The 15,094-nt window shown below is 61.2% G+C and carries 12 protein-coding genes and 1 pseudogene; 7 read left to right on the top strand and 6 right to left on the bottom strand.

Annotation, left to right across the window (positions count from 1 at the left end):
- Positions 1-114: 114 nt before the first annotated feature.
- Positions 115-849 carry a MurR/RpiR family transcriptional regulator gene (locus ACJ8IM_RS20360; RefSeq protein WP_033648369.1) on the bottom strand — a complete coding sequence of 245 codons (735 nt, stop codon included), beginning with the start codon at positions 847-849 and terminating at the stop codon, positions 115-117.
- Between the two features lie 486 nt (positions 850-1,335).
- Here ACJ8IM_RS20360 and ACJ8IM_RS20355 point away from each other — a divergent pair, with 486 nt between their 5' ends.
- The 4 genes from ACJ8IM_RS20355 (at position 1,336) to ACJ8IM_RS20340 (ending at position 6,065) form a co-directional block, all read left to right on the top strand.
- Positions 1,336-1,809 carry a (2Fe-2S)-binding protein gene (locus ACJ8IM_RS20355; protein WP_033634592.1) on the top strand — a complete coding sequence of 158 codons (474 nt, stop codon included), beginning with the start codon at positions 1,336-1,338 and terminating at the stop codon, positions 1,807-1,809.
- On the top strand, positions 1,806-4,064 hold the full coding sequence (locus ACJ8IM_RS20350) for a xanthine dehydrogenase family protein molybdopterin-binding subunit (RefSeq protein ID WP_033653117.1): 2,259 nt from the start codon (positions 1,806-1,808) through the stop codon (positions 4,062-4,064). The genes ACJ8IM_RS20355 and ACJ8IM_RS20350 overlap by 4 nt, the downstream gene beginning before the upstream one ends.
- Positions 4,065-4,091: 27 nt before the next feature.
- Positions 4,092-5,390 carry a c-type cytochrome gene (locus ACJ8IM_RS20345; protein WP_033653118.1) on the top strand — a complete coding sequence of 433 codons (1,299 nt, stop codon included), beginning with the start codon at positions 4,092-4,094 and terminating at the stop codon, positions 5,388-5,390.
- 69 nt (positions 5,391-5,459) lie between these two features.
- The gene (locus ACJ8IM_RS20340) at positions 5,460-6,065 is read left to right on the top strand and encodes a nitroreductase family protein (protein WP_033653119.1); all 606 of its coding nucleotides are present in this window, start codon (positions 5,460-5,462) and stop codon (positions 6,063-6,065) included.
- Between the two features lie 208 nt (positions 6,066-6,273).
- On the opposite strand, the gene ACJ8IM_RS20335 is transcribed toward ACJ8IM_RS20340, so the two are convergent.
- Positions 6,274-7,170: a DMT family transporter gene (locus ACJ8IM_RS20335; protein ID WP_033653120.1), complete on the bottom strand. Its 897-nt coding sequence runs from the start codon at positions 7,168-7,170 to the stop codon at positions 6,274-6,276.
- A 129-nt stretch (positions 7,171-7,299) separates the two neighbouring features.
- On the opposite strand from ACJ8IM_RS20335, the gene ACJ8IM_RS20330 reads away from it, so the two are divergent.
- Both ACJ8IM_RS20330 and ACJ8IM_RS20325 read left to right on the top strand, forming a co-directional pair.
- Complete coding sequence (locus ACJ8IM_RS20330; RefSeq protein ID WP_033634588.1) at positions 7,300-7,869, top strand: helix-turn-helix domain-containing protein; 570 nt, start codon at positions 7,300-7,302, stop codon at positions 7,867-7,869.
- Between the two features lie 107 nt (positions 7,870-7,976).
- Positions 7,977-9,902 carry a DUF3857 domain-containing protein gene (locus tag ACJ8IM_RS20325; RefSeq protein ID WP_033653121.1) on the top strand — a complete coding sequence of 642 codons (1,926 nt, stop codon included), beginning with the start codon at positions 7,977-7,979 and terminating at the stop codon, positions 9,900-9,902.
- Between the two features lie 67 nt (positions 9,903-9,969).
- On the opposite strand, the pseudogene ACJ8IM_RS20320 reads toward ACJ8IM_RS20325, so the two are convergent.
- The 4 genes and pseudogenes from ACJ8IM_RS20320 to ACJ8IM_RS20305 all read right to left on the bottom strand — a co-directional run.
- A pseudogene (locus ACJ8IM_RS20320) lies at positions 9,970-10,104 on the bottom strand (hypothetical protein); the annotation flags it as partial.
- Between the two features lie 7 nt (positions 10,105-10,111).
- On the bottom strand, positions 10,112-10,861 hold the full coding sequence (locus tag ACJ8IM_RS20315; RefSeq protein ID WP_050501251.1) for a hypothetical protein: 750 nt from the start codon (positions 10,859-10,861) through the stop codon (positions 10,112-10,114).
- A 234-nt stretch (positions 10,862-11,095) separates the two neighbouring features.
- Positions 11,096-12,769: a gamma-glutamyltransferase gene (gene ggt / locus ACJ8IM_RS20310; RefSeq protein ID WP_033653122.1), complete on the bottom strand. Its 1,674-nt coding sequence runs from the start codon at positions 12,767-12,769 to the stop codon at positions 11,096-11,098.
- Positions 12,770-12,930: 161 nt separating this feature from the next.
- Positions 12,931-13,794: a LysR substrate-binding domain-containing protein gene (locus ACJ8IM_RS20305; protein ID WP_033653123.1), complete on the bottom strand. Its 864-nt coding sequence runs from the start codon at positions 13,792-13,794 to the stop codon at positions 12,931-12,933.
- Between the two features lie 143 nt (positions 13,795-13,937).
- Here ACJ8IM_RS20305 and ACJ8IM_RS20300 point away from each other — a divergent pair, with 143 nt between their 5' ends.
- Positions 13,938-15,068 (top strand): agmatine deiminase family protein, encoded by a 1,131-nt coding sequence (locus ACJ8IM_RS20300; protein ID WP_033653124.1) that lies wholly within the window; start codon positions 13,938-13,940, stop codon positions 15,066-15,068.
- Positions 15,069-15,094: the final 26 nt, after the last annotated feature.

Raw genomic sequence — 15,094 nt, 5'->3', positions numbered from 1 at the left:
TTAATGAAGGGTAATAACGCTGCGTTGAGAATAGAGTAGCAAGAGCGAAAGAAATGTCACGATATAACAAATCACCGTGGAAAGTGATTTGTCACAATAAAAAAACAGCCTGTTTTATTTGGCCGAATTAATATGCCCAAGCCGTTTGCCGATGGTTTCAATAATGTAAAGCACGGGGATCTGCGTGGTGATATTGTGATGCCCGCCGATCAAATGCTGCGGAACGTGGTAGGAGAGGTTGAAGTCCGCCAGCCGCGCCAGCGAAGAGGTTTCGTTGTTGGTAATGCTGATGATCTTGCAGTGGTGCAGGCTGAACTGGCTGGCCAGCCGCAGGATCTCTTCGGTTTCGCCGGTAACCGACAGCACGATCGCCACCGCGTTTTTATACATGTCGCTGTTGACGGGATAATAAGGATCGTCGATGTGAGTGCTGAATTTCCCAACGTTGGAAAAAAAGCGCGCGCCATATTTCCCCAATGCGCCTGAGGTGCTGATGCCGACGAAAATAATTCGCTCGGCGGCGGCGATATGCTGCACCGCCTGATCGATCAGCTGATTAAACTCATCGTTGCTGACGCTTTTAAAAAAGCTGAGGATTTCGCCGATGCCGGAATCGACCGGCGGCGCATCGCTCTGTTCGAGATACAGCTTGAAACGAATGCGAAATTCCGAATAGCCGTCACAGCCCATTTTCTTGCAAAACCGCAGCACGGTAGTGGTGGACACGCCGGCGGCCTCGGCCAGCTCGCGGATGGTCATGTACATCACTTGATTCTTGTGTTTGCTGACGTAGTTATAAACCATCAGCTCCAGGGCGTTGAGCTCGGCGATTGCTTTATGGGTAAACATGAGTCGATCCGGCGGCTGAAAACGGGAAGCTTATCTGCGGCTTAACATAGCAAAATTCACCGCCGCTGGCACTGCCGGGCAAAAAGAAAAGCCGCATCAGTCAGGCGCGGCCCAGGGTTCACGACGAACAAATAAAGCAAAACGTTCCGGAAGACATGCCATGAAAACGCGTTTCATCACACCGGGTTAGCATAAGTCAGCGGATCCCGGCGGCAAAATGCCGGTTTCTGCTTTCTAAAGTGAAAGATCGGCAAAGTTATGGCGCCGAGGCCGCGTTGGCGAACGCCAATAATCGCGGCGCGCAATCATAAAACCGGGCTTATCTATAGGAAATTTATAGAAAATACCCACTTTTCGTTAAAGCCATGACGGCTACATTCCCTTAACATTATCAAGTCTTTTGATGATAATTATTAGCACGCTTCGCAATTATTCGTCGCAGTGATGTTACGGATTAAATCCGTTTGTTTAAGGGATAGTTTCACCATGGAAATCAATGTTAATGGCCGGGTGGTTCCACTCGGCGATATCTCGCCCGAAACCCCGCTGCTGTATGTTTTACGCAACGATCTGCAATTGAACGGCCCCAAATACGGCTGCGGCCTGGGGGAGTGTGGCGCCTGCACGGTGCTGATCGACGGCGTCGCCGCACGCTCCTGCTCAATGCCGCTGTCCGCCGTAGGAAACAAATCCGTCACCACGCTGGAAGGCCTGGGCACCGCGGAAGCGCCGCATCCGGTACAGCAAGGGTTTATTGATGAGCAGGCGGCGCAGTGCGGTTACTGCGCCAACGGCATGATCATGACGCTGGTCGCGCTGTTCGAACGGGAGCCGCAGGCCGACGAACAAACCATCAAGAAAGAATTGGCCTACAACCTGTGCCGCTGCGGCACGCATATCGAGATCTTGCACGCCGCCGAGCGCGCCCGCGATCTGCTGGCCGCGCGGAGGCAAGCATGAGCCGCCTCGAACTGACCCGCCGCCAGCTGCTGCAGGCCGGCGGTGTGGTGATGGTCAGCAGCCTGCTGCCTGCGCCATTGAGCGCCTTCGCCGCCGAGTCGGTTGCATCGCCCGCCGATCTGCCGCTGGATCGGGTGGACAGCTTTATCAGCCTCAGCGCCGACGGCCGGGTGACGGCGTTCAACGGCCACGTCGATCTGGGCACCGGCATTCGCACCGCGCTGGCGCAGATCGTCGCCGATGAAATTTGCGTGCCGTTTGATCACGTCACGATGATCCTTGGCGATACGCAACGCACGCCGGATCAGGGGCCGACCATCGCCAGCGCCACCCTTCAGGTGACCTCAGTGCCGCTGCGGCAGGCGGCGGCGCAGGTGCGACAGATGCTGACGGCGCTGGCGGCCAAAGCCTTCGAACTGCCGGCCGAACAGCTGACGGCGGCGGCGGGGCAGGTATTTGTGACCAGGAACCCAGGGCGATCGCTGAGCTATGCGCAGCTGGCGAGCGGGCAAAATCTGCACGTGATGCTGGATAAAAACGTGCAGCTGAACAGCGAACGGCAGAACCACTATGTGGGTCGCGCCGTGCCCCGGGTCGATATTCCGGCCAAGGTCAGCGGTGGGCTGACCTACGTCCACGACCTGCGCTTGCCCGGCATGCTGCATGGCCGCGTGGTGCGCCCGCCATACATAGGCGCCGACAGCAGCGCGCCGTTGGGCGGCGGCCTGCTGTCGGTGGATGAAAGCTCGATCGCGCACCTGCCGGGCATCGTGAAACTGGTGGTGATCAACGATTTCATCGGCATCGTGGCCGAGCGCGAGGAGCAGGCGATCGCCGCCATGCGCCAACTGAAAACCGAATGGAAACCCTGGGCCGGGTTGCCGGATCTGTCGCCGGAAGCGCTGCCCGCCGCGCTGGAGGCCAATCCGAAAACCGACCGTGTGCTGCGCGACGACGCGGGCACTGACGCCGCGCTGGCATTGCTGCATACCGAAGTGCAGGCCGACTATGTCTGGCCTTACCATCAGCACGCCTCGATCGGCCCTTCCTGCGCGGTGGCGGAAGTCAAAGACGGGCGGGCGCAGGTGTGGTCCGGCACGCAAAACCCGCACGATCTGCGCAAAGACATCGCCAGGCTGCTCGAGCTGCCGCCTGGGCAGGTGCACATCACCCGCATGGAGGCCTCCGGCTGCTATGGCCGCAACTGCGCCGACGACGTCTCGGCGGATGCGGCGCTGCTGGCGCGGGCCACCGGCCGGCCGGTGCGCGTGCAGCTGATGCGCGAACAGGAATCCGGCTGGGAGCCGAAGGGCACCGGCCAGCTGATTCGGGTGCGCGGTGGCCTCGACGCGCAAAACCGGGTGGCGGCCTACGAATTGAAAACCAGCTATCCCTCCAACAATGCCGTGACCTTGCCGCTGGTGCTGACCGGCAAAGTGGCCAACCGGGCCGACGTGCAGCAGATGGGCGATCGCACCGCCATTCCGCAATACGAGTATCCGCACATGCGGGTGATCTGCCAGGACGCCGCGCCGATCGTGCGGGCTTCGTGGATGCGCGGCGTTTCGGCGCTGCCCAACGTGTTCGCCCATGAGTCCTGGATCGACGAGCTGGCCTGGCGCGCCGGCGAGGATCCGATCGCGTTTCGTTTGCGCTATCTGAACGATCCGCGCGCGGTGGCCTTGATTGAAGCCCTGAAACGGCAGGCGAACTGGCAAGACGGCCCGGCGCATCGCTCGCGCGCCGCCGGCGCCGAAGTGGTGAGCGGCCGCGGCTTCGCCTATGCGCGCTATTTTCACAGCAAATTCCCCGGCTTCGGCGCCGCCTGGGCGGCCTGGGTGTGCGATCTCAGCGTCAACCGCCGCTCCGGGCAGATCACGCTCGATAAAATCTTCGTGGCGCATGACTGCGGCCGCATGATCAACCCGGCCGGGGTGCGCCATCAGGTGCACGGCAACGTCATCCAGTCCGCCAGCCGGGTGCTGAAAGAGTTCGTGACCTTCAACAAGACGGGGGTGACGTCATTGGACTGGGGCGGCTATCCGATCCTGCGTTTCGACGAGCTGCCGCAGATCGATATCCAGCTGATCGATCGCCCGGATGAAGTGCCGATGGGCGCCGGTGAATCCGCCTCGGTGCCGAGCGCGGCGGCGATCGGCAACGCGCTGTTTGACGCGCTCGGCGTGCGGCTGCGCGAGGTGCCGTTTACGCCGGCGCGGGTGCTTGCCGCGCTGCGCGCCCAGGCCGGCCATTAATCCCCGTCACGAACAAGGACAGCAAAGATGAGTAAGATGAAAAAGATCGCCGGGTGGGGCGGGGTTACGGTGCTCGCCGTGGTGGTGGCCGGCGTTGTCGCCAGCTGGCAACCGGAAATCGCGCCGCTCTCCGCCGACGCGACGCACAGTTTCAGCGAGGCGCAGATCGCGCGCGGCAAAACGCTGGCCGATCTCGGCGATTGCGCGGTGTGCCACACCCGTTCGGGCGGCGAGCGCAACGCCGGCGGGCTGGCGATGGCGATCCCCTTCGGCACCATTTACACCACCAACATCACGCCGGACGTGGAAACCGGCATCGGCAGCTGGAGCTACGCGGCGTTTGAACGCGCCATGCGCCACGGCGTCGATCGCCAGGGCCGCTATCTTTATCCGGCGTTTCCCTATACCGCCTTTACCCGCACGAGTGACGACGATCTGCAGGCGCTGTACGCCTACCTGATGTCGCAACCGCCGGTCAACTATCGACCGCCGGCCACCGACCTGCACTTTCCGTTCAATATCCGCCAGGGCATCTTCGCCTGGAACCTGCTGTTCCTGACGCCGGGCGCGATGCAGGAAAACCCGGCCCAAAGCGCCGCCTGGAACCGCGGCGCTTATCTGGCCGAAGGGCTGGGGCACTGCAGCGCCTGCCACTCGCCGCGCAACGTGTTGTTCGGCGAGAAAACCGGTAGCGACCACCTGGCCGGCGGCGTGGCGGAAGGCTGGACGGCGCCGGCGTTGACCGGCCGCTCGCCCGCGCCGCTCGATTGGACGCAGCAGGATCTGGTCGATTTCATGCGTACCGGCTACTCGGCCAACCACGGCGTGGCCGCCGGCCCGATGGCGCCGGTGATCGAAGAAGGGTTGTCCCGCTTGCCGCAGGCGGATCTGCAGGCGATCGCCGTCTATCTGCGCAGCTATCATCCTGAAACGGCGGCGGGCGCGACGGCGGCCACGTTGAACGCTAAGGCGGAGCGGCAGGTCGAGCCCCTGAGCTCGAAAGGCGCGCGGCTGTTTTCCGGCGCCTGCATGGCTTGTCATGCGCAGGAAAAGGGCGCGCAGATGGCGGGGGTGCGGCCTTCTCTGGCGCTGAACACCAACCTGTTCGCCGAGGCGCCGGACAACGCCATTCGCGTGGTGCTGGATGGCATACAGCGGCCGGCGAACGCCGAACTGGGCTATATGCCGGGCTTCCGCCATAACCTGGATGACGCGCAGATCGCCATCCTACTCAACTATCTGCGGCAGCACTACGCCGGTCAGGCGCCGTGGCCCGATCTGACCGCGCAGGTCAGCCGTTTGCGCGCCGAAACCGCGCAGAAATAGCCGTCGGGGGCTGGACAGCCGCGTCGCGTTGGCGACAATAGGATCTTTCACATGGACAGGGGCAGTAAAATGAATACGTTAGACGCAATCCGCCAGCGCCGCGCCACCAAACAGTTTGATGCGCAGCACGTGATGACGCTCGAAGAGAAAAAAGCGTTGCTGACTATCGCGCTGCAGGGCGCACCCAGCGCTTTTAACCTGCAGCACTGGCGCCCGCTGCTGATCGAAGATCGCGCCCAGCGCGAGAAAATTCGCGAAGCGGCGTGGGGGCAGGCACAGGTCACCGATGCGCCGATGCTGGTCGTGCTGTGCGGCGATCTGTCGAGCTGGGAGTCACAGGTAAAAAACGTCTGGGCCGAGGCGGCGGAGCCGGTACAGCAGTTCATGATCCCGGCCGTCGATCAGTATTATCGCGGTAAGCCGCAGGTGCAGCGCGACGAAGTGATGCGCAGCAGCGGTATCTTCGCCCAGACGCTGATGCTGGCGGCCAAGGCGCAGGGCTACGACTCTTGCCCGATGGACGGGTTTGATTTCGACGCCGTGAGCGAGATCATCAACAAACCGGCGCACTATCAGATCGCGCTGATGGTCGCCATCGGCAAGGCGGCGGGGCAGCCTTATCCGCGCATCGGCAAACTGCCGTTCGACGAGGTGGTGAAAACCGATCGCTTCTGAGCTGGGCGGTGAATGACAAAAGGGAAGGCTTGCGCCTTCCCTTATTTTTTGCGATGCACAGTTCGTTCCAGTAGCTGAAACGGATGCGCCGTTGCAGGCGGTGATGCCACATGGCCAACTCCTTCTACCCTACACGGTGTAAATAAATAACACCGCGCCGGGCGCAAGACGAATGCCTTATTGTGCATAGCTTGCCCGCCGGACGGGATTAACCGGTTGTATCAGCCCGCCGGGCGACCGGCGAGAGCCGCCAGCCGAAGTTCATACCCGCCGCGGCGCCCAGGATCGCCAGCGTGCCCAGCAGCTGTAACAGACTGAGGCGGTGGCCGAACGCCGCCCAGTCCACCACGATCGCCACCGCCGGGTAGATGAACGACAGGGCGCCGACCAGAGAGGTGGGGATCTTCTGAATGGCGCCGTACAGCAGCGTGGACATCAAGCCGGTATGCACCAGGCCGAGGGTCGCCAGCAGCAGCCAGTCGATCGGGGCCGCAGGCGGCGTGGCCAGGCCGGCGAACGGCGCCATCACCAGCGCGCCGACGGTCAGCTGAATCAACACGATCAGCTGCGGCGGCAGCGCGGCCAGCTGTTTGACGATCGCCGCCGCAATGGCGTACATCAGGGCCGCGCCCAGCGCCAGCGCCACGCCGAGCAGATAGTCATCGCCGCCGCCGCCGTTTTGCCGGCCGGTGACGATCAACACCATTCCCGCGAACGCCAGCAGAAGCCAGCCCAGCCGATTAGCCGTCAGCTTTTCGCCGAACAGCAGCGCCCCCAGCGCCACCAACATGAACGGCTGAACGTGGTAGGTAACGGTGGCGACCGCGATCGAGGCATGCGCATAGGCGGCAAACAGCAGCGTCCAGTTGAGCACCAGGGCGATTCCCCCCAGAATGGCGAAGCTCAGCTGGCGCCGGTTGATCGCGCCTGATTTCAGCTGACCGAGTGCGGCGCAGGTCGCCAGCATGGCCAGCGCGCCGAACGCGCAGCGCCAAAACACCACCGTCGCGGGCGGCTGCCCTAAAACGAGCACCGGCCACCCCACGGTGCCGGAGATGGTCATGGCGAGGATCATTTGCACTGCGCCGCGCGTTTTCGTTTTCATGTGGTTTCCCTCGTTGCCTGCCCGCACTTGCGGCAAAGCGGTGCAATCATTAAAATGAACAATCGAACATTATGATGAACATGAATACGAGTGTTCGTCAAGTCGAACAAATGGATGGTATAGCGAACAATGAGCGATAGCCTAATGCAGAACATCACGCCGATCGGCCTCTTGTCGGCGGCGATCCGCCGCGAGCGGGAGCGAGTGAACCTGTCCGTCACCGAACTGGCGAAGCGCGCGGGCATCGCCAAGTCCACGCTGTCGCAGTTGGAAGCCGGCAGCGGCAATCCCAGCCTGGAAACGCTATGGGCGCTGGCGATGGCGCTGGATGTGCCGGTTAGCCGGCTGATTTCACAGCCGAGCAGGCAGGTGCAGGTGATCCGCGCCCATGAGGGAACGCCGGCACTGTCGGAGCAGGGCAACTACGCCGCCACGCTGCTGGCCACCTGCCCGCCGGGGGCGCAGCGCGACATTTACCGGCTGCGGGTGCAGCCCGGAGAAGCCAAGCTTTCCCGGCCGCATCCTCCCGGCACCGTCGAACATGTGATTATCAGCAGCGGGCGCGCGCGCCTGGGGCCGGCAGACCAGCCGCAGGAGCTGAGCGCCGGCGATTACATCAGCTATTCCGCCGATCGCGAGCACGTTTTCGAAGCGCTGGAGCCGGAGACCACCGCCGTGATGCTGATCGAACAGGGCTAACACGGGCGTTGACGGTTCGTTTATTGAAAATGATTCTCAATTATATTAGTGTGCCCGCCTGTTTTGACGCCCCGGCGTCGCTGTTTATTGCCCTTCAAGGACCGAAGATGAAAATCGCTATTCCTTCCCTGCTGTTATTCGCCGGTTTGACGGCGACGCACCCGGCCACCGTGTTGGCCGTCGCACCGCCCGCCGCGGCGGATCAGGGCCAGAACGACACGGCCAACAACGATTTCAGCTTCGTACGCTATCGCGCGGATTACCGCGTCAACGCCAACGCCACCAACGTGAAGACGGAAAGCTACGAAGTACTGCTGAAGACCAAGGCGGCGGTCGAGAAATTCAGCCAGATCCGCCTGAGCTACAGCGAAAAAATGGAAACGCTGGAGGTGGTCGCCGCCTATACGCTGACCGCCGACGGCCAGCGCCACGACGTGGCGCCCGATCGCATCTATACCCAGGAAAGCTACTCCAGCGCCACGGCGCCGCTGTATGCCGACCGCAAAGTGCGCGTCATCGTGTTCTCCAACCTGGCGCCGGGATCGCGCGTGGTGTATGAGCTGCGCCGCACGCAAAACATCCCGTATTTCCCCGACTATTTCGGCCTGTGGGAGACGTTCAGCGTTTTCGACCAGTTCGACGACGCCGAAGTGACGCTGCAGGCGCCGGCCAAGCTGCCGATGCATATCTTCACGCGCGGCGTGGCGGGCGGAGACCAGCCGCAGATCCGCGACGGGCAGGCGCACTGGCGCTGGCATTATTCACGCAGCGCGCCGATGAAATCGCAAAACTGGGCGGCGGACAGCTGGACCTTCAGCCCGACCATCATGGCCAGCACCTACCGCGAGTGGCCGCAGTTGGCCAAGGCCTACCAACTGAAGGCCGGCGCGGCGGCGAAGGTGACGCCGGGCATCCAGGCGTTGGCGGACAACATCACCGCCGGCATCAGCGATCGGCGCGAGCAGGCGGAGGCCCTCTATCGCTGGGTGGCGCAAAACATTCGTTACGTGGCGGTGTATCTGGGCAACGGCGGGCTGGAGCCGAATTCGGCGCAGAGCATTCTCGACAACCACTACGGCGACTGCAAGGATCACGTGGTGATCCTGGAGGCGCTGCTTGCCGCCAAGGGCATTGCAAGCTCGCCGGTGCTGATCGGCATGGACGAAGGCCCGATACTGCCTAAGGTGCCGCTGCTCAGCCGCTTTAATCACGCCATCACCTACGTGCCGGAATTCAAACTGTACCTGGATTCCACCAATCCGTGGGCGCGCTTCGGGCAACTGCCGGAAGGCGATCTGGGGGCGCCGGTGCTGCTGACGCGCGACGCCAAGCTGGCGCGCACGCCGGGCAGCGACGAGCAGCCGGTCAAGAGCGCGCTGAGCGTCGATTTTGTGTTCGACAAAGCGGGTAATCTGCACGGGCAAACCGAGCGTCGGCTGAGCGAAGTGGAAGAGATTGACCTGCGGGGCTACTTCTCGCAGATCAACCGGCAGAACCGGGCGCAGGCCGAAGCGTCGATCATGTCCGCCTCCGGCATCGACGGCAGCGGCGAGGTGGCGATGAACAGCGATCCGCTGGATCTCAAAAAACAGTTCGGTTACCGCTTCCGCTTCAAGGCGGACGACTACGTCGATTTCGGCGTGGTGGGTGGCATGACGCTGCCCAATCCGCCCGGCGGCAAATCGTTCCGCACGCTGTACACCACCACGGCGGCGCCGGGCAACGAAACGCCGTTCTACTGCAGCGCGCAGCGCTACGACGAAACCTACCGTCTGCAGCTGCCGGCCAACGTGCCGATCATCGCCATTCCGCAAGACAGGCAGTTCCGCAATGCGGCGGGCGACTATCGCGTGGCGTGGCGGCGCGACGGGCAGCAGGTGATCGTCAATCATCAGCTGCAGGTGAACGCCATTCGCGGCAAGGAGGCGCTGTGCCAGGCGCAGGATTACCCGGCGTTCCGCGAGCTGTTCCAGCAGGTGCGGCGCGGTTTCCGCGGCCAGGTGGTGTACGGTGAATTGGCCAACGGCAAATAGGACGCCGCTCCGTAGTCGGATAAAAATGGCCCCCAATCAGATGCCTGTGGGGGCCAAAGCATTCCTACTAAGCGATCTTAACCGCGCGCACCTCTTTGGATCTCAATTTCACGCGGATTGGCACCGATTTGTACGAAGGCGTACCGCTCTCCTCATCGATGTAATGCAACGGCACCAGCACGTTGGCTTCCGGGTAGTAGGCGCGGCGCTTACATTTTTGTTATGCCTTTAGTTGATGCCACCATTTGTCGCCATACCAAAATTCCAGCCAAAGCATCTTCCAACGTCTGAGTATTGTGTTTTTCTTCGCCTGCTGTGAGGCTAACAATGGTATTTGCGCACATTGTTCCTCCTTGCACTTGTCCTTCCACTAACTTTGAGCAGCTCTGGATATATTCAAATGTGACTCTTTCTATTTCTTCCTCACACTGTAATTTAAGTTGAGCGATCTTTGGACGGATGATAGCCAGTACGGTCCCGCCATATTCAAGCGCCTCTTCCTTTGTGGGGATTTTTCCTTTATGAATAACGCTATTCCTAAAACCTGTATCCTTACTGGATAAGAGTTGCGGCAACTCACCAAACTCGCTCGCCCAAAGAAACAGAAAAGCACCGAGTTGCCGTTCGGATTGGTTAGAAACCTGTTTCCATACAATTGAGAAAACATCGTTTTCAATGTTTCTCTTTTTACAGAGAACTTTTATACAAAACTCATAAAAGCGCTCCAAGCTTGACGTAAACGACGATACAGCTTCTCGGTAATAGCCATCCAAAATTGCGTTTGCACCGATATCAAAAAGGATTTCGAATTTCTGCTGTTGCAATACGGTTACCGACTTATGTCCACGTGTACAACATGTTTCGTATCGCCCGTCATCGCGAAATTCAAACGTAGTTAATTCATTTGTAGGATGGCCAAGCTCTTGGAAACATGCCATGCATGGCATTAATAATTTCATTAATCTGTCCTTAGTTATCATGACATAGAGCAAAGAGGTGAAGTGCCCAGAATTTTGCCATTATTATATGTTTTTTAGGCATTTCTTGAGGATAAACGTCGTTGTTTTTCCATGAACTGTCGTCAAAATTATCGTCATAATATCTCTGATGAGATTTTTATTGTATAGCATCATAGATAGATGACCTATTCCATGCTCATTAGATACACATGGAATAGGCGGGCCGCCGGGGCGTTACTTGTTCACCACCAGGCCGACGCCGCGGCCGCGCGGATCGGACGCGGTTTCCGGCGTGCGGCCATCGATGCGGATAGCCTGTATATCCCCCATGTTCCAGCCCTGGTCTTCGAGGGTGTAGCCCATGGCTTTCAGCTCGTCCGCCGGTTTGCCGGTCAGCGGGGCAAAGCTGTCATAGTAGAGGGTGTCCTTCGGCAACAGCTGATGGTGCACACGCTGGGCGGCCACTGCCTGCGCCAGCGGCAGATGATAATCGTAGAGGTTGTTGATCACCTGGAAGATCGAGGTGAAGATGCGCGATCCGCCCGGCGTGCCGATCACCAGGCTGACCTCGCCGTCGCGGGTGATGATGGTCGGGCTCATCGAGGAGAGCATGCGTTTGCCCGGCTCGATGGCGTTGGCGTCGCTGCCCACCACGCCGAAGGCATTGGCGACGCCGGGTTTGGCGCTGAAGTCGTCCATCTCGTCGTTGAGCAGGAAGCCGGCGCCTTTGACCACCACGCCGCTGCCGAAGTCCCAGTTGAGCGTATAGGTGTTGCTGACCGCGTTGCCGGCGGCATCGACGATCGAGAAGTGGGTGGTTTGGTGGGTTTCCAGCCCCGGCCGCACCTGTTCGGTCGGCGAGATCGCCGTCGGGTTGATCTCGGCGGCGCGTTTCTTCAGGTAGTCGGGGGCGATCAGCTGCGCTTCCGGCACGTGAGTGAAATCCGGGTCGCCGAGGTAGTCGGCGCGATCGGCGAACACGCGTTTTTCGATTTCCGCCAGCAGGTGGATATAGCGCGCCGAGTTCAGCGGCACCCCCTTGAAATCGGCGGCGCGATCCTCTTTTATCCCCAGCAGCTGCGCCAGCGCAATGCCGCCGGAGCTGGGCAGCGGGGCGGTATATACGGTGTTGCCGCGCCAGCTGATGCGCATCGGTTCACGCCATTTCACCCGATAGTCGGCCAAATCCGCCGCGCCGATCAGCCCATTGTCGCGCTGCATTTGCGCCACCAGCAGGCGCGCGGTTTCGCCGTGATAAAAATCGTCGGCGCCCGACTTGGCGATGCGCTCGAGCGTGGCCGCCAGCTCCGGCTGTTTGAACACCGCGCCGGGCTTCATGGCGCCGAAATAGTCGCCGAAGTTGGTTTTCCCGGCGAACAGCTTGTTGGCGTCTTCACGGTACTGATACTGCTGATCCGCCACGGTGAAACCTTGCCGGGCGTAGCCGATCGCCGGCGTCAGCAGTTCGGCCCACGGCAGCTTGCCGAAGCGTTTATGCGCTTCCCACAACCCCAGCACGGTGCCCGGCACGCCGGCGGCGCGGCTGCCCACCAGGCTAAGATTTTCGATCACTTCGCCTTTCTCGTTCAGATACATAGTTTTACCGGCGGCCTTGGGCGCCACTTCGCGGTAGTCGAGGAAATAGGGTTTGCCGTCGACGTACAGCGTCATAAAGCCGCCGCCGCCGATATTGCCCGCTTCAGGGTAGGTGACCGCCAGGGTAAAGGCGGTGGCGACCGCTGCGTCGACCGCATTGCCGCCGCCCCGCAGAATCTGCGCGGCGACGTTAGCGCCATACCGATCCGGGGCGGCGACCGCACCGGCTGTGAGATCGGCGGCAAAGGCGGCGGGAAGGGGGCAGGCCAGGGCCACGCTCAGAGCTATCGTTTTCAATAAACCGGCAGACATAGACGATCCTTTTAGCGATGTTCAGTTATCAGGTGAATTCAACTAATTATTTTGAAACAGCAGGTTAGCGCGTTTTCTTCGGGCTATTGCGGCGCTTTATTGAAGGTAGCAGCGGTCAGGCGGGGCCGCCTGACCAGAGTGGCGAATCGTGACGTGGCGCGTTATCCGCCGGCGGGCAGCGCCGACTGCAGCCATTGGCAGAAGTGGCGGGCGAGCGGGTTGTGTTCGCTGTCGCGGTGCAGCAGCCACGCCCAGTTGGCGCCGCGCACGCGTTGCTCGGTTAACGGTTGCAGCAGCCCGGCGTCGTGCGCGTGCTGCGCCAGCAGTTGGCTGACCAACGCGATGCCGAGGCCATTGCAGGCGGCGTCCAGCAGCAGACCGGGATCGGAGAAGTTCAGCCCGCTGTCGCGCTGGCCGACGTGCGCGCCGCCCGCCACCGTCCAGTGGCTCCAGTCCATCTCCCGTTCGCCGTGCAGAGTCACGCGCTGCTCCGCCGCCAACGCCAGCAGGCTGGGGTGGCAGGCGGGATAAAGCCGGTCGCTGCAGAGCAGGTTAAAGGTGCAGTCCGCCTGCGCGCTGAGATCGTCACGGATCGCCAGATCGATACTGTCCGTCGCCATATTCGGCGGTTCAAAGCTGGTGAACAGCCACAGGTCGACCTGCGGATGCTGCCGATTGAAGTCGCCCAGCCGCGGCGTCAGCCAGTGGCGGGCGAAAGCCGGGGTGGTGTTGACGATCAGCTGGTTGGGTTTGCGGTACTGATCCAAACGGCGAATGCCGACCGCCAGCTGTTGCAGCATCACCTGCGCGGTGCTGAACAGATCGTGGCCGGCGTCGGTCAGCGCCACGCTGCGGCCGGTGCGGAAGAACAGCGGCTGCTCCAGAAACGCTTCGAGGCTGCGGATCTGTTGGCTGATGGCCGACTGGGTAAGGTGCAGCTCTTCGGCTGCCTGATGAAAACTGCCCAGGCGCGCTGCCGCTTCGAAGCCGCGTAGCGCGCTCAAGGGGGGCCAGTGCTTTAACATTATCGATAAGCCTGTCTAATCAGATGTCCGCTAAATATATCGTTTGTCGCGGTGCCAGGGGAAGATTAGCATAAGATTCAACCGCATAAACGTGAATTATTCGTTTAACCTTTTGAATTATAAATGATTAAAAGAGGTCTTCAATGTCAACTCGTCGCGTGTTTATTAAACAGCTTTCCGCCGTTGCCGGGGTCGGTTTGACGGCCTCGTTAGGCATTCCGTTACGCAGTCACGCAGAAGCTGCGCTTAATCCGGCCTGGCGGATGCCCGACGAAGGGGAACCGCAGCAGCGGGCGTTTCTCGCCTTAGGCGCGCAGCGGGCCATCTGGGGCGAATTCACGGCGGATGTGCAGGCGGCGCAGGGGCGTATCGCCCGCGCCATCGCCGAGTTTCAGCCAGTGACGGTATTTTGCCGCGGCAATGAACGGCAATTGGCCGAGGCCACCTGCGGCAGTCACAACGTCAGCTATGTCGTCACCGAGCTGGATGACATCTGGGTGCGCGATTTCGGCGCCAATTTCGTCGTCAACGGCGCCGGCGAACTCGGGGCGGTGGATTTCAACTTCAACGGCTGGGGCAATAAACAGCGGCATGCCAGGGATGCGCGCCTGGCGGCGTTTGCCGCCAACCGCTACGGTGCCGTTCAACTGCGCCGCAGCGTACTGGTGGGTGAAGGCGGCGGTATCGAAGTGGACGGGCACGGCACCGGCATCATGACCGAGAGCAGCTGGGTGAATGCGAACCGCAATCCGGGCTGGAGCCGGGAGCGGGTGGAGCAGGAGCTGAAAGCGATGCTCGGACTGCGCAAAATTATCTGGCTGCCGGGCATTAAAGGCCGGGACATCACCGACGCCCACGTCGATTTTTACGCCCGCTTCGTGCGGCCGGGCGTGGTGGTGGCCAATCTGGACACCGATCCGGCCTCTTATGACCATGCGGTTACCCAGCAACATCTGGCGATCCTCAAGGCGGCGACCGACGCCGACGGCCGCCGGCTGCAGGTGCATACGCTTTCGCCGCCGCTGGCGCCGCGCGACAGCCGATTCAGCCGCAACAACCCGGATTTTGCGGCGGGCTACATCAACTATTTCGTCATCAACGGCGCGGTGATCGCCCCGGAGTTTGGCGATCCGCAGGCGGATCGGGCGGCGCTAGCGCTGCTGACGGCGCTCTATCCGCAGCGCAAGGTGGTGCAGTTGGAGATCGACGCCATCGCCGCCGGCGGCGGCGGCATTCACTGCGTGACCAGCCAACTGCCAAGGCACGGCCGGTAATACCGCGCAATGTTCAAAAAATGCGC

Origin of the sequence: Serratia sp. CY33525 (genome assembly GCF_052169115.1) — a bacterium.
Lineage (GTDB): Bacteria > Pseudomonadota > Gammaproteobacteria > Enterobacterales > Enterobacteriaceae > Serratia > Serratia sarumanii.
The sequence above is the reverse complement of the archived record's forward strand: the minus strand, read 5'-3'. Positions and strand labels throughout refer to the sequence as shown.